Annotated in this window: 17 protein-coding genes; 5 read left to right on the top strand and 12 right to left on the bottom strand. The window is 65.0% G+C overall.

Annotated features, from left to right (window positions below):
- Nucleotides 1-23: 23 nt before the first annotated feature.
- Nucleotides 24-1019, top strand: coding sequence for an RNA-guided endonuclease InsQ/TnpB family protein (locus ACNSTU_RS03950; protein ID WP_418212102.1), 996 nt, complete (start codon nucleotides 24-26; stop codon nucleotides 1017-1019).
- A gap of 141 nt (nucleotides 1020-1160) precedes the next feature.
- Here the strand turns inward: ACNSTU_RS03950 and ACNSTU_RS03955 are convergent, their stop codons facing one another.
- Genes ACNSTU_RS03955 through ACNSTU_RS03965 form a run of 3 tightly spaced genes read right to left on the bottom strand, consistent with a single transcriptional unit; the run spans nucleotide 1161 to nucleotide 4129 of the window.
- Nucleotides 1161-1874, bottom strand: coding sequence for an alpha/beta fold hydrolase (locus ACNSTU_RS03955; RefSeq protein WP_290631858.1), 714 nt, complete (start codon nucleotides 1872-1874; stop codon nucleotides 1161-1163).
- Nucleotides 1875-1891: 17 nt separating this feature from the next.
- The gene (locus ACNSTU_RS03960) at nucleotides 1892-2611 is read right to left on the bottom strand and encodes a VWA domain-containing protein (protein WP_290631856.1); all 720 of its coding nucleotides are present in this window, start codon (nucleotides 2609-2611) and stop codon (nucleotides 1892-1894) included.
- Nucleotides 2612-2614: 3 nt separating this feature from the next.
- The gene (locus ACNSTU_RS03965) at nucleotides 2615-4129 is read right to left on the bottom strand and encodes a hypothetical protein (protein ID WP_290631854.1); all 1515 of its coding nucleotides are present in this window, start codon (nucleotides 4127-4129) and stop codon (nucleotides 2615-2617) included.
- Nucleotides 4130-4342: 213 nt separating this feature from the next.
- Here ACNSTU_RS03965 and ACNSTU_RS03970 point away from each other — a divergent pair, with 213 nt between their 5' ends.
- Entirely contained in the window at nucleotides 4343-5152 is an 810-nt protein-coding gene (locus ACNSTU_RS03970; protein ID WP_290631852.1) for a response regulator transcription factor, read from the top strand.
- Nucleotides 5149-6771, top strand: a complete 1623-nt coding sequence (locus ACNSTU_RS03975; protein WP_290637103.1) for an ATP-binding protein — start codon at nucleotides 5149-5151, stop codon at nucleotides 6769-6771. The genes ACNSTU_RS03970 and ACNSTU_RS03975 overlap by 4 nt, the downstream gene beginning before the upstream one ends.
- Before the next feature lie 26 nt (nucleotides 6772-6797).
- Here ACNSTU_RS03975 and ACNSTU_RS03980 read toward each other — a convergent pair whose 3' ends face one another.
- From ACNSTU_RS03980 to ACNSTU_RS04020, 9 genes are all read right to left on the bottom strand, one after another.
- A complete protein-coding gene (locus tag ACNSTU_RS03980) occupies nucleotides 6798-7445 on the bottom strand; it encodes an ANTAR domain-containing response regulator (RefSeq protein ID WP_290637102.1) in 648 nt (215 codons plus the stop codon).
- Nucleotides 7445-8599, bottom strand: a complete 1155-nt coding sequence (locus ACNSTU_RS03985; RefSeq protein ID WP_418212103.1) for a transporter substrate-binding domain-containing protein — start codon at nucleotides 8597-8599, stop codon at nucleotides 7445-7447. The genes ACNSTU_RS03980 and ACNSTU_RS03985 overlap by 1 nt, the downstream gene beginning before the upstream one ends.
- Before the next feature lie 111 nt (nucleotides 8600-8710).
- Nucleotides 8711-9817 (bottom strand): AAA family ATPase, encoded by a 1107-nt coding sequence (locus tag ACNSTU_RS03990; protein WP_290632529.1) that lies wholly within the window; start codon nucleotides 9815-9817, stop codon nucleotides 8711-8713.
- A gap of 91 nt (nucleotides 9818-9908) precedes the next feature.
- On the bottom strand, nucleotides 9909-10955 hold the full coding sequence (locus tag ACNSTU_RS03995) for an aliphatic amidase (protein ID WP_290632527.1): 1047 nt from the start codon (nucleotides 10953-10955) through the stop codon (nucleotides 9909-9911).
- A gap of 41 nt (nucleotides 10956-10996) precedes the next feature.
- Nucleotides 10997-11692: an urea ABC transporter ATP-binding subunit UrtE gene (gene urtE / locus ACNSTU_RS04000; RefSeq protein ID WP_290632525.1), complete on the bottom strand. Its 696-nt coding sequence runs from the start codon at nucleotides 11690-11692 to the stop codon at nucleotides 10997-10999.
- The gene (gene urtD / locus ACNSTU_RS04005) at nucleotides 11685-12434 is read right to left on the bottom strand and encodes an urea ABC transporter ATP-binding protein UrtD (RefSeq protein ID WP_290632523.1); all 750 of its coding nucleotides are present in this window, start codon (nucleotides 12432-12434) and stop codon (nucleotides 11685-11687) included. The genes urtE and urtD overlap by 8 nt, the downstream gene beginning before the upstream one ends.
- Nucleotides 12434-13564 (bottom strand): urea ABC transporter permease subunit UrtC, encoded by a 1131-nt coding sequence (gene urtC / locus ACNSTU_RS04010; RefSeq protein WP_290632521.1) that lies wholly within the window; start codon nucleotides 13562-13564, stop codon nucleotides 12434-12436. The genes urtD and urtC overlap by 1 nt, the downstream gene beginning before the upstream one ends.
- 12 nt (nucleotides 13565-13576) lie before the next feature.
- Nucleotides 13577-14446, bottom strand: coding sequence for an urea ABC transporter permease subunit UrtB (urtB, locus tag ACNSTU_RS04015; RefSeq protein WP_290632519.1), 870 nt, complete (start codon nucleotides 14444-14446; stop codon nucleotides 13577-13579).
- A 91-nt stretch (nucleotides 14447-14537) separates the two neighbouring features.
- Nucleotides 14538-15782, bottom strand: coding sequence for a transporter substrate-binding domain-containing protein (locus tag ACNSTU_RS04020; protein ID WP_290632517.1), 1245 nt, complete (start codon nucleotides 15780-15782; stop codon nucleotides 14538-14540).
- Between the two features lie 604 nt (nucleotides 15783-16386).
- Here ACNSTU_RS04020 and ACNSTU_RS04025 point away from each other — a divergent pair.
- Together ACNSTU_RS04025 and ACNSTU_RS04030 are read left to right on the top strand one after the other, a co-directional pair.
- On the top strand, nucleotides 16387-17475 hold the full coding sequence (locus ACNSTU_RS04025) for an alpha/beta fold hydrolase (RefSeq protein ID WP_290637101.1): 1089 nt from the start codon (nucleotides 16387-16389) through the stop codon (nucleotides 17473-17475).
- A 1-nt stretch (nucleotide 17476) separates the two neighbouring features.
- Entirely contained in the window at nucleotides 17477-18850 is a 1374-nt protein-coding gene (locus ACNSTU_RS04030; RefSeq protein ID WP_418212104.1) for an MBL fold metallo-hydrolase RNA specificity domain-containing protein, read from the top strand.
- Nucleotides 18851-18982: the final 132 nt, after the last annotated feature.

Raw genomic sequence — 18982 nt, forward strand, 5'->3', positions numbered from 1 at the left:
GGTGCTCGAAGTAGAGTGGGTCCATGGTTCAGCGCAAGGTCACATATCGCCTGTACCCCACGGCAGAGCAGCGTGGTGCGCTGGAGCACCAGCGTTGGGTTCATTGCCTGTTGTGGAACGAGGCGCTGGCGGAACGGCGCCGGACCTGGGGTGATCGGCAGGAGTCGCTGGGTTTTTCGGCTCAGTGCAAGCGCCTCACTGAGTGGCGGACCCAATCGAGACTCCTTCGCGGTCTTAACGCCCAGTCCGAACAGGTCACCCTCAAGCGCCTGGACTTGGCGTTCCAGCACTTCTTTCGGCGGATGAAAGGTGGCGAGAAGCCGGGGTTTCCCCGCTTCAAGCCGCTGCGCTGGTTCAAAGGCTGGGGCTATAAAACCCATGGCGACGGCTGGCGTCTGGTGACCAACGAGCGCATGAAGCATGGGAGCCTGCGCCTGTCCGGTATCGGACCGGTCGTCATCCGGGGCAACCCCCGTACCCCCGGCACGCCGAAGACCTGTGAAATCCTGTGCCGCAATGGGCGCTGGTACGCGAGCATCACCCTGGACTGCGAGCCGGCCCGGGAGCACGGCGAGAAACTGGGCGGCCTGGACTGGGGCGTGGAGACATTCGCGACCATTGCCACACCGCAGGGCACGGAGGTCATCGACAACCCGCGCCACCTGGGCCGCACCCTAAGCGAGATCCGCCGTGTGCAGCGTTCCATCTCGCGCAAGGAGGAGGAAGCCAAGAAGGCGTCGGGCAAGACGCGCCGTTTCCCGGTCTCCAAGCGGCTGCGCAGAGAATACGAACGCCTGCGCCGCCTGCATCGCAAGGTGGCAAGCCAGCGCCTGGATTTCCTGCACCAGACGACAGCGCGGCTTGTGGGGCAGTTCGCGGCCCTGGGCCTTGAAGATCTGAACATCCAGAACATGACCGCTTCGGGCGGCAGGAGAAGAAGGCGCTCGGCCAGCGGCGCCATGCGTGTCCCTGTGGTGCGTCCTGCTCGCGGGACGAGAACGCCGCACGGGTTTTGTTGATGTGGACCAAGCAGCAGCTATCCGGTCGGGAACCGGCCGAGGCGTGGAGGGAGGTAAGACCGAATCATCCTTTGGGTGATCCGGCGCTCCCGTTGAAGCGAGAAACTCACGCCATAGCCTGAAAGGCTTGGCGGGAGTAGTTCATCCTGCTTTGCAGGCGGCTTCCGGCCCGGCGATGCGGTGCGTGAGGAGGGAGGTCAGCTCCAGCGGGGCTGAGAGCATGGGCCAAGGGCCGGCGTCCAGGTGGTAGGTGCGCCAGTGGTCGGGGTGATCCGGCGTGGTGGCGTTGCCGCTGGTGATCACCGTGCCGGCCTGGTGGTGCAGGGGCCGGTCGAGCACGGCCGGGTCGGTGACGGCGTGGCCCGGGTGGCCCACGAGCCGCTCACTGAGGAACCGGGCGTGCTCGCTGGAGAGGGCTGCTTCCTGCTGCAGGGCCGCCGCATCGGGTGCGGGCCAGCGGCCGTTGTTGGCGCTGATGCGCTGGGTTTCGTGCGCGGGGTCGAGGTCGATGGTGTCGACCAAGGAGTGCCGGTCTCGCGGGAGGCTGGCGTCCACGTACACGGTATGGGCGATGCGCTCGCGCTGGAGGTCGGCCACTTGGCCGATCACGAGCCCGCCGTAGCCGTGGCCCACGAGGATCACGTCGTCCAGGTCGCGCTCGTGGATGTACTGCATCACCTCCTGCACATGGGTGCTGAGCCGGATGGCGGAGACGTCGCCATCCAGCGTTTCCAGGCCGGAGAGTGTCATGGAGCGTGCGTTCTGCCTCCGTGCGCGCAGCGCCTGTTCGACGTGATGCCAGACCCAGGCGCCCGTCCAGGCGCCTGGGATCAGGAGGTAGTTGCGTGCGCTCATAAACTCGCCACTGTTGCTTACCTTTGTGCGGTCACGACTTCGAGCCGTGCCAGGTTGTTGGCCACGCGCCACTGGCCGCCGCCGGACTCGATGCGCTCCTGCCAGTCGGCGAGGCGGCGCTCGTAGGCGCGCGGGTCGTGGTTGTCGCCGCTCATGCGGGTGACGTTCACGGCCACCACGTCGACACCCTTGAGGTTGAGGGGGATGTCGCGCTTGAGGTCGGGCATCAGGTCTTCGTTCAGGTCGGAGACCATGTAGAGCTGCCGCTCGCCGGCGTTGGCCTCGTTGAGGAAATCCCGCGCCAGGAACACGCCGCCGGTGATGTCGCTGTGCGCGCTGGGCACGCGGAAGCGCTCCAGGAAGGCGTCCAGGTCGGCACGCACTTCCCGCTTCTGCTGTGTGGCGACGCTCGGCCGGTGGTCGAACTCGGCGCTGGCGATGATGTTGCGCTCGGAGTAGCTGCTGTTGTCGATGAAGCCGATGGCCAGGGAGTCGCCGCTCTCCATCTGCGCAAGCAGGTGGTTGGTGAGCGTGCGGGCCTTCTCCATCTCGCTGGCGTAGTTCTCGGAGATGTCCACCAGCACGAAGGCGGCGCGGCTGTTGTTGGTCGGCTCGCCGCAGCCGCTCAGCGCGGTGGCGACGGCGGCACAGAAGGCCAGGGCCAGGCCCCGCCGCGTGCGGCGGGCGCTGGGCCGGGTGGTGGATGCGGTCTGCGTCTGGTTGGTGTTCGTCAGCATGGCTCAGGCCTCCCGTTCGGTGAGCTGGGTGTCGTCCGTGTCGGCATCGCTGCTGGCGCGGCGGCGGCGTTTGGTCTTCGGCTTCGCGGGGGTGTCCGCGTCGGTGTCGTCCTCGTCCCCTGCATGGGCGGTTTCGCGGCGGTGGGCGATCATCCGCTCGATGCTGAGCGGCAGCATGATCAGCAGGTCGTAGAGGCTCACCAGCACCTTGCTCAGGTGGCTGGCCACGCCGCCGGCGAGCCGCACCACCACCCGCAGCACGCGCACCACGCCCAGCACCAGCAGCCCGAGGACCGTACGCAGGGAGTTGATGAACGCCTCCAGCGGGATGGCGACGAAGGCCAGCGCGAACGGCAGGATGAACCCGAGCAGAAGCTGCGCCACCGACGGGATCCAGCGGAACTGCGCCTCGGCCGCGGCACCGCCCGCGAGGGACTGGGTCAGGGCCTGCTGATCCATCACCAGCAGGTCACGCATGTAGGCGAGCGAGGCCTCGATGCTGGCGAAGATGAACAGGATGGTGAACGCGGCGATGGCCATGCGCTTGCGCATGCGGTCTTCCATGCGGCCGATCATGGGAAACAGCTTGGTGATCTGCAGCGCCTCGAGCAGGAATATCCCCATGGAGATCTCCACCATGATGATCACCAGCGCGGCGATGTCGGACACGCGCATGGAGCCGATGTAGGCGGCCCCGCCCACCATCTCGGACATGGGCAGCGCGATCAGGTGGAAGTTGATGAGGCCGCCGAAGGCGGCGATCACCAGCACCAGGGAGGCGATGAAGAACTGCGTCACCGACGACGCCGTGAGCGCGTGCACGGCCTTGTCGTCTTCCCGGCGCATGGCCTCGTAGTTGGCCATGTGGCGGTCGATGGCCGCGGCGCGCTCTTCGAGGCCGGTGATGGTGGTCTGCACCTTGTCCATGGTGGTGCTCACCGTGCGCCAGTCGCCCTGCATGCCGTGCAGGATCTTGTGGCGCTCGTTCACGCTCTTCTGGTAGGCCTTGAGCGTCTCCTTGTGGGAGTTCTCCACGGCCTCGCGGATGTTCTCCAGGATCTTGCCCACGGCCGGGTCGCCGGAGCTGGGCAGCGAGGAGATGGTGGACGTGAGCTCGGACCAGTCCGGCGGCAGCGGTGCCTGATCGGTGGAGGCCTGGTAGTCGGCCTCGATCTTCTCGATGGTCTCGGCGAGCTTGCGGTGCAGCGCCGGGTAGTGGCTGAGCTCGCGCTCGACGATGGCGTTCACGCGGGTGAACTCCCGCTCGATGGCCTTCTCGGCCTCTTCCCGGCCCACGGCCAGGAGCACGTCGCGGTTGCGCTTCGCCACCCGTTTCTCGAGCTGGCGCAGGCTGGCGGCAGCCAGTCGCAGGGCGCCGTCGATGGCCCGCCCGGTGCCACGCAGCACGTGGTGGGCGTGGGGGCGCCCCAGGTACAACACGGTTATGCCGATCACGAGCCAGATGGCCAGCGACAGCCCCGGCGAATCCGACCAGATGTAGAGTATGTCAGCCAACATGATGATCACCCTGTGCCTGTATGGTTGTTGTGGTGGCGCCCCTGACGGGCGGGCCCGTCTTCAGCGTTGAGTGGAGTCTCCCGCGCGCTGGTGAAAAATCCGTGAACACGACGCACCGGCCGCCGGATGCGCGAGGGTTGATGGCCGTCACGTCTGGCGGTGTCGCCGGCGTGCTACGTTGCGGGGCTGTTGCCAGGGGAGTACGGGCGCGCCATGGCGGTGATTCTGTGGGTGGAAGACCAGCTGCACTGGATCGAGCGATTCAGGCCGGTGCTGGAGGAGACGGCATTTGACGCCGCGCCGACCGAGGTGCAGGTGTTCAAGTTCGCGGAGGCCGCCTGCCAGCACATCCGCCAGGTGAGCGACGACGGCGCACCGGATCTCGCCCTGCTGGACGCGAACATGAACGGCAACGACGCCGCCGGCTTCTCCGTATCCCGCGCGCTGCAGCGCAAGTGGCCCGACCTGCCCATCATCTACCTCTCCGAGCACAGCGGCACCGGCATCGAGGAGCAGGCGTTCGAGACCTCGGGCGCCCGGGATTTCATCGCCAAACATCAGCGCAACGTGGAGCAGGTGCTGTGCTGGCGGATCAAGGCGGCGCTCCGCCAGAGCGACATGCGCCAGCCCGGCCCGGCGCAGTCCGGCGACGTGCTGCAAAGCGGCGATCTCACCCTGGATACCGTGACCTGGGAGGTGTACTGGCGCGGCAGCAAGCTCATGAACCCGGCCAATGCGAAACGCCCGCTGGCGCCCATGCCGCGCAAGATCCTGCGCTACCTGGTGGAGGCCTCGCCCCGCGCCGTGACCACCGAGCAGATGGCCGAGCACCTGGATACCGACACGGACCGCTTCTCCTACGCCAGCTACCGCCAGCACATCCGCACCCTGCGCCGCGCGTTCGACCAGGCCATGGGCGGTGATGGCCGCTTCCAGGCCATCTGCGACGGCGGCGAAGGCATCGTTACCTTCGGCGACGAAGGCGCGTATTGCTGGCGACCGGTCAAGGGAGCCGAGACATGACCGACACCGACGACGCCGACATCAGCCGCCCGACCACGCGGATCACCAAGGTCACTTTCCCGTGGCTGAGCGCCCTGGGCGCCCTGCTCGCGCTCACCTACCTGCTGGCGGTGACCGAGCCCTGGCTCGCCACCTACTACGACATCCCGCGCGAATGGCTGCGGCTGGACGCCGCCTACGGAGCGCTGGGCGGGTTCATCCTGCTGCTGCTTCTGGACCTGCGCCGCTACCGGCGCCAGTACGCCGGCCAGAAAGCCGATCTGCTGCACCTGAACCGCCAGCTCGACGCGCTGTGGGAGCGCAAGAAGCAGCTGCAGATGAAGGCGCACACCTACTCCGGCCACGCCGACAAACTGAAGCTGTTCATCAGCGACAAGCTGCTGGAGTACATCGAGTACGACGAGAAGTTTCTGCACTTCAAGAGCATCGCCGCGGAAGTGCGCCACAACGGCGTGATCAGCTTCGACAAGGTGCAGACGGCCCTGCAGCATGCGGCCGCCGCCAACCGCGCGGCGCTCGACGCAGCCGGCACCGACAATCCGGACGCCGCCGCCCGGCAGGCGGAATACGAAGCCGCCCTGGACGCCATGCGCTATCTCTGGGATCTACTCGATCTCTCCACCGCCGACAACCTCGCCCTGCACATCGGCAATCTGCTGTGCGAATGCGAGGAGCACTACGTGCAGCGGGAGCTCCAGGGTGACGACCACGCCGCCCTGCCCTACGAGCCGGCCTATCTGCCTCAGCGCGCCGCGTGGCGGGCGCTTGCCGTGGTGCGCAACGAAACGATGCCCGCCCCCGATGACGACACCGGCTACACCCTGCACGACAGCAAGTGGACCGTGCATCTGGAACCGGCCGGTGAGCTGCTGGGCAACGAGAACCACCTGGTGCTGCTGCTGGAGAATCTGCTCAAGAACGCGCAGTTCTTCGCCAACAAGCGCGGCTTCAAAAAGGCGTTCGCGCCCGTGGCCCTCACCCTCACCGAGGAGCACGGCCACGCGTGCCTGCGCGTGTACAATCGCGGCCCGCACATCCGCGACGACGACCGCGACAACCTCTTCCAGCTCGGCTACTCCACGCGCCGCACCAAGGAACACCACGGCCGCGGGCTGGGGCTGTACTTCGTGGGCGAGATCGTGAAGGGCTACGAAGGCCGCATCGACGTGCACAACATCGAAACCCCGACCGCGCGCTACACCGTGCGGCTGGAGCTGGACGACGGCGAGGTGATCACCGAAACGCTGGACATCACCGCGCACGACGGCGAGCCCGACGGCGCCCGTGAATGGACGTTCGGCTCACCACTGAAGAGCGTGGAAATCACCCCGGAGGACAGCGACGACACCCAGCGTCTGGACGACTTCGCCGCCAGCGGCAAGCAGCGCCATTTCGACTCTGCGCACCCGGAGCGCCCGCACTGGCGACTGGACTACACCCCCAAACGCAAGGCGCACCGGGTCAGCATCGAGCCGCTCAACATCAACGGCGTGGAGTTCGAAATCCGGCTGCCCACGGCGCGGCACCGCCTGGAGAGCAGCGACATGGAGCCGGAGGAGGACATCGACACGGAAGTGGAACGGCTGGACGAGCGCTTCCGCACGCCGATGACGGAGTGACCGCGTAGCGGGCGTTGCCGGACCCGCTAATCACGGCCACTTTCATCAACGGACTCATCCCCCGCCTTGGGCCGCACAACGAGGTTGTGGAGCAAGGCATTGGATTCGATGATTGACTGCGCGATCTCCGTGACTGTCTTGCGGCACTCCATGGCCTGATGACGGATGGCGCGGTACGCCTGCTCTTCCTCGATGCCGTGGATGCGCATGAGCACAAGCTTGGCTTCATTGAGCTTCTGACTGTTCTCGACCTTGCTCTTCAGCTTGGTGATCAGTTTTTCTTTCTTCCGGCCCTCCTGCCAGATACGACGGGCGTTGACGATGCTGCTCAGCACCCCGTATGGCCGCACCGGCTTCGGCAACACCCCGTCCACCCCCAGGTCAATGAGGTTGTGCAGCACCGACGGGCTCTCGTAGCCGGCCAGCCCGATCAACGTGGGCCGCTCCTGCTGCCGCTTGAGAAAATCCGCAGTGACTTCGGACGGTTTCTCCCGCACCTCGACAAAGGCGAGGTCGACCTGCTCCGTGGACATCCTCGGCGGTGGCCAGATCGCCTGCGCACGACAGCCGATCCGCATGAGCTGCTGCAGCAACTCTTCGGCATCGCCGTCTCTCGGGTGCAGCACCAGAACGTTCAGGCCACGCAGCCGCTGTATGATGTCCTCGTTGTCCATCACTCCTTCCGTATGGGCGCGTTGGCCCAGTCGTTCAGCGCCGGTACGGCGAGGTAGGGGTCAGGCTTGATCGGACGGGTTGCCTCCCGCTCCAGCCTGTATTCTCCGTCCACGGTTACCCGTGCAATTCGCGACTGGAGATACGTGTGATTATTGTCTGGGTCGATCTTGATTCGGCCCTGAGGCGCCTCATACTCCGCCCCGCGCAACACGCGCCGAAGCGGATCCGCGCTGGTCGTGCCAGTCAGCCGCAGCGCATTCGCGAACAGGTGCACCTGGAAGTACGCTGCCTCGCAGCAACTGGTTACCGTTCGCACTTCGCCGAACTTCGCCCGGTAGCGCTCCAGGAACACGCTGTTCGCCTCTCCCGGCAGATTCCGGAAGTACGGCGCGGCGGTGATGTGCCCGAGCGCGGCCTCCGGCCCCATCGCCGCCACCTCCGCCTCGTTGGTGGTCAGGCTGGCGATGGGTCGTTTGCGCCCATCGCCACCACTGGCGTGATAGGCGCGATAGAAATTGACGGTTCCGGTGCCGACGACGGTGGAGAAGATTACGTCGGGTTCCACCCGGGCGATATCTTCAAGAATAGCCTGAAAATCCTCGGGCCCTGCATTGAGATCCACGTACTCTTCGGCAACCACCTCGCCACCGCCCTGGCGCACGATGTTGCGCATCACGCGGTTCGATTCGCGCGGATAAATGTAGTCCGAGCCAACGAAATAGAAGCGCGAACCGCAGTTCTCCATGAGGTACATGGCGAGGGGCAGGCTGTTCTGGTTCGGAGCAGCGCCTCCGTAGATGACGTTCGGGGAGTACTCGAACCCCTCGTAGAGCGTGGGGTAGAACAGTAGGCCGTTGTGACGCTCGACGACCGGCAGCACCTCCTTCCGGGAGGAGGACATGTAACAGCCGAAGATGACGTTGATGTCCGGATCGGCAAGCAGCTGCTCCGCCAGTTCACGGTAGCGAGCGGGCTCGGACTGCGGATCGAGAATCACCGGGTCGATCGGTCGCCCCTCAATGCCGCCGGCCTCGTTTATCTCATCAATGGCGAGCAGCGCCCCGTTGAGCTGAGACTGTTCAATAATGGCCGTTACACCTGTCTGTGAAAACAGGATGCCAACGGACCAGGGCTTATCTGTGTATCCCTTCATGGCGGGTTATGGAGCCTCCGAATGAATGACAACGACGACGCTCCCGGCGCCCTCGACGCAGGGCTGGCAGCTCCCCGGATCCTAGCAGGAGACTGCTGCATCTCACCTTCACTATCCGGGCATGAACCGCACGCGCCCCCCCGCCAGATCGGCTTCATAAAGGAGCAACTCGCCACCCGCCGGCTGCACTGCACCGGCGTTCTCAAGCAGAAACTCCGCGAAAGGCACCTCGACCTCGGCGCGTAGCGTGCGGCGAAGGGCTCTGGCCCCGTATTGTCGGTCGAAACCGGCATCGGCCAGGAAACGACGCGCCGGCGGGGTCAGGCGGAGTTTGCAACCGTGCTTCTGCAGGCGCCGGTTGAGCCGCTCGATCTCCACGTCCACCAGTTCCTCGACCAGTTCCCGCTCGATCCAGTTGAACACGCTGACGTTATCAATGCGATTGACGAACTCCGGCGAGAAATGGCGATTCAGGCGGGCCAGAAGCATGTCGTGCAACGCCTCGCGGCGCCGGGGCAGCAGCCGACGCCAACCGCTGCTCTCACGACGCCCCCGTTCCTCTATCTCGCGCGCGCCCAAGTTGCTGGTCATGAACACCAGCGCATTACGGAAGCTGTAGGTCCGCTCGCCGGACGCAACAGTGAGCAGGCCGTTGTCGAATACGTTCAGCAGCGCCTGGGTGACCTCGGGGCTGGCTTTCTCGATCTCGTCCAGAAGCACGATACCGGGTTTGCCCCGATGCCCCTCGAGCAGCTCCTGGTCAAGTATGGTCTTGCCTTCCTTTGCACCCACATATCCCGGCGGCGCGCCGGTGAGTGCGGCGGCGTAGTGCTCCTGGGACAGCGTATTCATGTCCACACGGCAGATGGCATCGGCGTCACCGTAAAGGCCCCGAGCAAGCGCCCGCACTGTCTCGGTCTTGCCGACGCCGGTTGGGCCGAGGAACAAGGCCGTAAAGGGCGGTCGGCGCGGGTCGGCGATGTCGGCGCGCACCACCTTGAGCATCCGCTCGATGGCATCCAGTGCATGGGGCTGCCCCCGCACTTCGTGCCGCACGGTCGCCATGACGGCGCCAATATCGAACCGGAAACGGCTCTGCAGGCCAGCGCCCGCGCCGCCATCAGCCGCGGGCGTGGTGGTCTGATTCTCGGCGGCCAGTGCAGCCTTGTCAGCGCCCTGTCGTTCGACCGAGTCCAGCATGTCATTGATGAACGGCATCAAGCCTCCTTGCGCTGTCCATGGGCCCCGCATTCGGGACGGGATAGGGCCCGTGCATCCACCCGCAGGCAGATGCACGGGCTGTACAGCGTCAGCGACCGGCTTCGGTCTCCTCCGCCTTGTACGGCACACTGCCCACCGGACACTGGGCCGTCCCCGCCGTCGACCGGGTGATTTCCTCCACGTTTTCCTGCGCCTTCTGCGCTTCCGTCACCCAGGTCTTGTAGAACTCGAACGGGCACTCGGCCAGCCCCTTGTCACCGTCCCCCGATGCATGCATGCCGGTGTAGCCACGATGCAGCAGCTTGAACAGGTGGTTCTGGGACTGGTCGTTCTCGCGCGCGTCGCGGATCTGGGACAGCGAGAACTGACCGTACTGGATGCCCATTTCCTCCTCTCCGCATTCGCCCAGGGTTCGGCCGTCGAAGCCGATCAGCGCCGAGTGACCGAAGTAGCTGTAGACCCCGTCAAAGCCGGCCGCGTTGGCCACGGCCACGTAGCTGTTGTTGGCCCACGCCATGGTCTTGGCCATCATCACCTGCTGATCCTTGGCCGGGTACATGTACCCCTGGCAGCGCACGATCAACTCGGCCCCCTTCATGGCGCAGTCACGCCAGATCTCCGGATAGTTGCCGTCGTCACAGATGATGAGGCTGACCTTCATCCCTTTCGGCCCCTCGCTGACGAAGGTCTGACCGCCCGGATACCACCCCTCGATCGGGCACCACGGGATCACCTTGCGGTACTTCTGCACGATCTTCCCGTGGTTATCCATCAATATCAGGGTGTTGTAGGGGTTCTTCCTCGGATGATCCTCGTGGCGCTCACCGGTGAGCGAAAACACACCCCAGGTGTTGGCCTGACGGCACGCCTTGGCGAAGATCTCCGTCTCGTCACCCGGGATGGTGGATGCCGTGGCCATCATTTCGTCCGGGTCGTACATGATTCCGTGGGTGCTGTACTCCGGAAAGATCACCAGATCCATGCCCGGCAAGCCCTTTTTCATGCCCACGATCATGTCGGCAATGTTCTGGGCGTTGTCCAGGACCTCGGCCTTGGTGTGAAGCCGCGGCATCTTGTAGTTCACCACCGCCACACCGACGGTATCGTTACTGCTGGAAATGTCACCATGACGCATGTCGATACTCCTCCTGCTTGGAGCGCAAAGGACTGCTTCCACTAGAGAGCGAGGTAACGATCAACGACCTCGTTGGTCAGCTCCTCGCCGCGGCCACGCATCGCCACCCGCCCCTTGTCCAGCAGGACGAAGTGGTCGGCGGTCTGGCGTACGAATCGGGTGTTCTGTTCCACGAGCACGATGGTCAGCCCCATCTCCTTGTTGAGCCGGCGCATGACGTCCTCGAGCTGTTGCACGATGTTCGGCTGAATCCCCTCGGTGGGCTCGTCCAGGAGCAGGACCTTGGGATCCATGGCCAGCGCCCGGCCAATGGCGAGCTGTTGCTGCTGCCCGCCGGAGAGATCGCCACCACGGCGATCGATGAAATCGGCGAGAATCGGAAACAGCTCGAAGATGTGCTCGGGTATGGTCCGGGCGCCGTCCTTGCGCGGAAACGTGCCCATGAGCAGGTTCTCCCGCACGGTAAAGCGCGGGATGACCTCCCGCCCCTGGGGGATGTACGCGATACCGGCCCCGGCGCGCTGGGGGGTGCGCATGCCCAGGAGATTCTCTCCCTGAAAAAGCAGGCTGCCGGCGGCACGGTCGGTCAGCCCCATGATGGTGCGCAGCAGGGTGGTCTTGCCGACACCGTTACGGCCGACAATCCCGAGAAAGCCACCCTCCTCCACGCTGAAATCCACATCCTGGAGGATCGGGCTCTTGCCGTAGTACGAGTACAGTGCCTGGGCCTCAAGCATGGGCTTCATCTCCGGTATCGGCGAGGTAGGCTTCCCGGACCGCCGGGTCGGCTTCAACGGCCTCGATGCTGCCCTCGGAGAGCAGCGCCCCCTGGTCCATGACCGTGACCGTCTCGGCGATCTCCCGGACGAAGGTCATGTCGTGCTCGACCACGATCATGGTGTGGTCGCCGCGCAGCTCCCGGAGCAACGAGGCGGTCTGGCTGGTCTCCTGCACCGTCATGCCGGCCGTCGGCTCGTCCATGAGAATGACGCGGCAGTCCTGCATCAGCAGCATGGCGATCTCCAGCCACTGCATCTGGCCATGGGAGAGGTTCTCCGCACGGGTGCGGATCTCGTTCTCCAGGCCAACCAGGCCGAGGACCTCCTTCATGCGTCCGCGCACCGGCGACCGGAACACCCGCAGCGTCGTCAGAATCCCGGGTTCGGACGACCGCCCTACCTCCAGGTTCTCGATCACGGTGAGGTCCTTGAACACTGTCGGTGTCTGGAACTTGCGGCCGACGCCGGCGCGGGCGCGCTTGAACTCGGGCAGATTGGTAATGTCCTGGTTGCCGAGCAGGATCCGGCCGGAGGTGGGCTGGGTCTTGCCACAGATCAGATCCAGCGTGGTGGACTTGCCCGCACCGTTGGGCCCCAGCAGACAGCGCAACTCGCCGTCGCGGACCTGCAGGTCGAGATGATCGACAGCCACGAGGCCGCCGAACTTCACGGTCAGAGCATCCAGGGTGAGCGCAGCCATTATTTCACCTCCCCTCGGTCCGCCACGGGCCGTGCGGCGTCGTCCTGCTCCCGGTTCAACGCCATAGCCACCCGCTCTGTGTAACGCGCTTCGAGGTAATCGCGGGCGGTGGCCACCAACCCGTAGATGCCACGGGGAAGAAACAGCACCACGGCGATGAAAATGACGCCGAGCATGAGCGTCCACTGATCAAAGAAGAGATCGGAAAGCCGTCCCTCGGCCATGTTCACGCCGATACCACCGAGGGCCGCCGCAACCATGGACTCGCGTCCGCCCACGGCGGCCCAGATGACGATGGCCAGACTGATGGACAGTCCCATGTAGGTGGGTGAGGCAAACTCCAGCACCAGCGCGTAGAGCATGCCGGCCACACCGGCGATGCCGGCGGAAGTGGCGAATGCCAGTGTTTCGTAACGGGCCACGTCGTAGCCGAAGAACCGGACACGCTCCGGGTCCGCCTTGATGGCCCGCAGCACCAGGCCGGCCTTGCTGCGCACGAGACCGAGCCCCACTGCCAACCCGGCCAGCAGGCAGCCCGCCACCAGGTAATAGAAGGACAGTTCGTAGGTATCCACGCTCCAGCCGAAGAGGTTCAGCGGTGCCAGGCCGGTGATTCCATTCTCGCCACCCGTGAAGCGCTGCTCGCTGATGATCCATAACTGAACCGCAAGCATGAGCGAGAGTGTAATGATGGCGACGAACACACCCGTAATGCGGCCGCGGAACATGAACACGCCCAGCAGACACGCAATCCCCACGGGGATGAGCACCCCGGCACCCAGGGTGAACAGCAGCGAATGGAACGGCTGCCAGAACCAGGGCAGCGCTTCCACGTTGGTCCAGCCCATGAAATCGGGCATGCCACCGGGCAGCGACTCACTGGCACGCAACTTCAGATGCATGGCCATGATGTATGCGCCAACCCCGAACGTGAGTGCCTGCCCGAGGTTGAGTATTCCGGCAGTACCCCAGGAAAGGGCCAGTGCGGCGGCGACCATGCCAAGGGCCAGGTAGCGGGCGTAACTGTTCAGTTCGTAGCCGCTGAAATCCACCATCCATGGCATCACCAGGAGCACGAAGGCAGCGAACAACCCATAGCCGATACAATCGATCTTGAAACCCGTGTTCATCGCGGTGCCCCCTCAGCGCCGAACGGTGTCCGGGAACAGGCCCTGTGGCCGGAAACGGATGAGTACGATCACGCCCAACAGGATCAGAATCCGGCCCGTGGTGTCGTTGAGAACGTAGGACAGCCATGCGGTGGCCTCGCCGATCATCAACGCGGATGCGGCTGTGCCAACCAGACTGCCGACGCCACCGACGATGACGACCAGGAAGGCGTCCACCACCAGGCTTGTACCCATCGTCGGCGTCACGCTGACCAGGGGCGTAATCAATGCCCCCGCGATCCCTGCCAGCCCCGCCCCGTAGGCGAACGTCAACGCATACACGCGCTTGGCGCTGATGCCGTAACACTCGGAAATCTCGGTGTTCTGGATCACCGAGCGCAGCTTGGTACCGAACTCGGTGCGGAACAGCAGGTACCAGGTGGCCGCCAGCATCCCCAGAGAGAAAAAGATGATGAACAACCGGTAGGACGACGCGTGGGCACCGAGGATGATGTACCCGCCCTCAAGGAACTCCGGGCGCGCCACATACCTGGAACTGGAGCCGAACACGTTGCGAACGAGCTGCTCCAGGACAATACCGATCCCCCAGGTGGCGAGGATGGTGTCCAGTGGCCGGTGGTACAGACGCTGGATGATGGTGCGCTCGACCACAAACCCCACCAGGCCGACCACCAGGAATACCACTGGCAGTGAAACCACGATGCTGACCCCGTACTGCGTCTGCAGCAGCCACGCACCGTAGGCACCGAGCATGACGAACTGCCCGTGAGCGAGGTTGATGACGCCCATGGTGCCGTAAATGATCGCCAGCCCGATGGCCACCATCAGCAGGATCGAGGCGAGGCTGATACCGATGAATATCTCGTTGACCCACGCTTCCATGACTCACTCCCAGCGACCGTCACCGCCTGAAGGGGCCGCCGACCCCATCCATGGGGCCGACGGATTCACGTTCCCGGTTGCAGCCGACTGGTCAGGCGTTTTCCAGCCCGTTGGCCGTGCAGACCTGGCCCTCGTATGCCCAGTAAGGCTCCGGCGCCATGCGCTCGTCCGACTCCACCACGACCTCGGCCTGCCCGTCTGACTGCCACTGAGCGATCTTCGGCCACAGATGGGTGTGCAGATTGGCGTCGATCTCCACCTCGCCCTGGGGCGCCTGGAAGCGCAGGCCCACGGCCGCGTCACGAATCGCCGTCGGGGTGAGCTCCTCGCCATTGAGCGCTTCCACGGCCGCCTTGAACTGGTACACCTGGAAGTAGGCCGCTTCATTGACGAAGTGAGTCACTTGATCGTCGCCGTACTTGCGCAGATAGGCTTCCACGAACCGCTCGTTCTCCGCGGACTCGTGACCCATGAAGTACGGCGCGGACGAGAAGTGACCGGCTGCGGCATCGCCCCCGATGGCGGCGACTTCCACCTCGGACCGGGTGAGACTGGCCACCGGCATGCGGTCCGGATCGAGCCCCGCGCTGCGGTATTCGCGCTGGAACGCCACATCGGAGTCGCCCACCAGCGTGCAGAAAATGACGTCCGGTTCGTCGCGGCGGATGCGACTGACGATGGAACTGAAGCTGTCGTGGCCCATGGGCACGTACTCTTCGTTCACCACCTCGCCGCCGATTTCATCGAGGATCATGCGGCAGACGTTGTTCTCTTCACGTGGGTAGACGTAGTCGTTGCCAAGCAGGTAGAAACGGCCGCCGAAGTTCTCCTTCAGCCACGGCACGAAATCCTGCTGCTGCTGGTTAGGCACGGCGCCGCCGTACATCACGTTGCGGGAACACTCGCGCCCCTCGTACAGCGTCGGGTACCAGTAGAGGTTGTTCTGCCCCTCCACCACCGGCAGCACCGCCTGGCGGCTGGCCGAGGTGTAGGAGCCAAACACCGAGATCACGTTGTCGCGCCGGACGAGGCGGTTCGCCCGATCAGCGAACGTGGCCGGATCCGAGGCCGGATCCTCGACGTAGGGGGTGATCATGCGGCCGTTGATGCCGCCGTTGTCGTTGATCTCCTCGATGGCCATCATGCACGCGTCGTGCAGCGTGCTCTCCACCACGGCGACGGCCCCGGTCTGCGAGAACAGCACGCCAACCGGAATATCGCCGCTCGCCGCGAGCACCGTACCGCGCCCCGTCCAGATTCCGGGGAATCCGCTCAACGAAACCGCTCCGGCAACACCGCCAAACGCCACACCCTTCAACAAATCACGTCGCTTCATGGGACTACCCTCCAGCCCGTTGTGACCGGCAGCGCCACAGGCAGCTCCCGGAAAATTCGCTGCAACAAAAAAAGCCCCCCACGCCAAACACGTCAGTGTCAGCATGGGGGGCTTCTGTGCCCGATTTGTCTTGCTGCGCCAGCATCGACTCTGATGCAGGCGCGTCCTATTTAGTCATACACAGAGAATGAATCCTGTCAACTTCCCAAACACGACCACATCCATGACCGCAACCCGGCACCAGGACCGACGGCGCTCGGGCAACTGAGCGGGCGCTCCGTATGGATCACCTCTCGCCACCGCGCCGTTGCGACAGCACTGGGTGCCTCCAGCTCACCCGCCTCGACCGGACATCAAGCATACGGCATGCCAGATCGCGCACTTCGACGGAAAACCCGCGACTGGAGCCGAATGAGAGCCGACCCGGACACTTCCGGTTACCCCATACGAAGCCTGAAATCGCACCTGGTCTGTGCATCCAGAACCGATGGCGCACCATAGCGGGGCGCGCGGAGATCCAGGTGCCAGGAGCCCACGTACTGGCGCCCGCGGTTTGCTGGGCTACATTTGGAGCTAATGTTGCCACTCTTTAGGGTCAATGGCCGTGACTGAAGATATCCCGCAACGCACGTTTTCTCCACTGCACACGGCACTACTCACCGTGGACCACCAGCGGCGTTGGCTCGCCGGCATCTACGATGCCCTCGGGCTCGGCCCGCAGTCCGCGCCCCACGAGCGCCTGGAGACGGCATCCAGCGCATCGGTGCGGCGCTACGCGGGGGCCGCAGCCGACGGACCGGCGGTTCTGCTGGTGCCGGCACCCATCAAGACGCCCGATATCTGGGATCTCAGCCCGACGGCAAGCGTGGTGCAGCAGCACCTGGACGCCGGTTTTCGCGTGTACCTGGTGGAATGGCCCGATGCCACGGAGGCAGACGGCCCCCTGGGGCTGCAGGATTACGCCGACCGCATGCTGAGCGCGTGTGTCGACGCCGTCCGACGCGACACCGGCGAGGACCGGCTCCTCCTCAGCGGCCACTCCCTGGGCGGCACGCTGGCGGCGTTGTTTGCCGCCGGCCACCCGGACGTGATCCGGGGGCTCGTGGTGCTCGGCGCCCCGCTGCACTTTGCACCGGAGACCGGCGCGCTGGCGCGGGTGGTGGCCTCCTATCCCGACACCCCGGTGGACGCTGCGGACGGCAGCGTCATCCCCGGCTCGATGCTGAACCTGATCGGCGTAACCGCATCACCGCAGACATTCGTCTACCAGCGCGCCACCGACTTGCTCTCCTCCCTGGGGCACCCCGACCGACTGCGCTGCCATCTGCTGGTGGAGCGCTGGACGCTGGGCGAGAGCGCCATGCCCCGGCAGCTGTTCTCGGATCTGGTCACCATTCTCTACCGGCAGGACGGGTTCATGACCCGCCGCGTGAGCATCGCCGGGCGATCGGTGGCACCCGGGGATATCCACGCACCGGTCGGCTGTGTTCTGAACCGCCAGTGCGAAATCGCATCACCGGCGTCGGTCCTTCCGGTGCTCGACGCACTGGGCACGGACGACCGCGCCCTGTTCTGGTACGAGGACGAACCCGGGGTCTCGCTGCAGCACGTGGGGATGATGGTCGGCGCCAGCGCCCACCGCGACCTGTGGCCGAGAGTACTCACCTGGATGAAGGATCGATCGCAAACCTGACATGGCTACCGTCTCATCGTTCGGTGCCGCCGGCGAGGTCACCGGTTCCATGCACCTCGCCGACATCAATGGCCTCCGGGTTCTGATCGACTGTGGGCTGTTCCAGGGCGAGGGGGAAGCCCGGAACCATGACCCCTTCCCCTTCGACCCGAGGAGTGTCGACGTCCTGATCCTGACCCATGCCCATCTGGATCACATTGGCCGCGTCCCTCTCCTCTACAAACACGGTTTCTCGGGCACGCTGATCACGACGCCTGCCACCTACGCCATCGCACGCGAGATGCTCGCAGACAGTGCCAACGTGCTTCAGGCAGAGGCCCGCGCCCGCCGACAGAAGGAAGGCACCGCTTCCGAGCCGCTCTATGACGCCGACGACGTTGCGCGCGTGCTGCGCATGCCGAACAGGCTGCTGCCCTACCACGTCGCCGAGCAGCTTATGGCCGGCGTGCGCGTCACGCTGTACCGCGCCGGCCACATCCTCGGCAGCGCCATGGTCGAGCTGACGTTCCAGGAATCGGCACAGACGAAACGCCTGGTGTTCTCCGGCGACATCGGCCGCCCGCAACGGACGCTGATCCCCGGCACGGAGGCGCTTCGGGACGCAGACACGGTGTTCGTGGAAGCCACCTACGGCGACAGGGAAAACCCGCCACTGGAGCAGGCCGTCGCAGACCTGGAATCGGCACTCCGAGAGACCACCGACCGCGGCGGCATCGCCCTGACCCCGGCCTTCGCGCTCAGCCGGACCCAGGAGTTGATCTACCTGCTCTCGCTGATGGAGGCGCGCGGCACACTGGAGGTGCCAGTATACGTGGACACCCCCCTGGGCATCCGGCTGACGGCGCTGTACCCGCGGTTCGACAACGAGCTGAAACCCGAGGTGAACACGCACTTCGCGACGCGAGAGGCGCCGTTCCGGTTCCCGGGGCTGCAACTATTGCAGACCCCCGACGAATCCATGGCGCTGAACAGGCTGGACGAACCCGCCATCATCATCGCGGGGGCGGGCATGTGTGAAGGTGGACGGATCGGCCACCATTTCCGCTTCCACGCCGGCAACCCCGACAACAGCGTGGTGTTTGTCGGCTACCAAGTCCCTGGCACCAAGGGACGCCGCATCGTCGACGGCGAGCCGGTGGTTCCGTTCCACGGCGCCGACGTCCACTTCCGGGCACGGATCATCGCCATTAACGGCCTCTCAGCCCACGGTGACGCAGCAGAAATCACCCGATGGATCGGCGGATTCGACCGGCTTGGACAGATCCACCTGATTCACGGCGAACCGGACGCCCTCGCCGCCATGAGACGCCGCCTGCGAGAAGAGCTGGGACACCGCGCGCACATTGTGGTGCCGAAGGAACACATTCACGTGTGACGGCGCACGGCCTTTGCGCGCCGTGCGGCATTCGGTATGGTTGCCCCGACACATGGGCTTGATCAACCAGCAAACACACCGGGGGCGGTCATTCAACGGGCAGGACTGAACGGCTGGCTCCGTTCCCAGAAG

It is taken from the genome of Aquisalimonas sp. APHAB1-3 (assembly GCF_048323695.1).
In the GTDB taxonomy this organism is placed as follows: domain Bacteria; phylum Pseudomonadota; class Gammaproteobacteria; order Nitrococcales; family Aquisalimonadaceae; genus Aquisalimonas.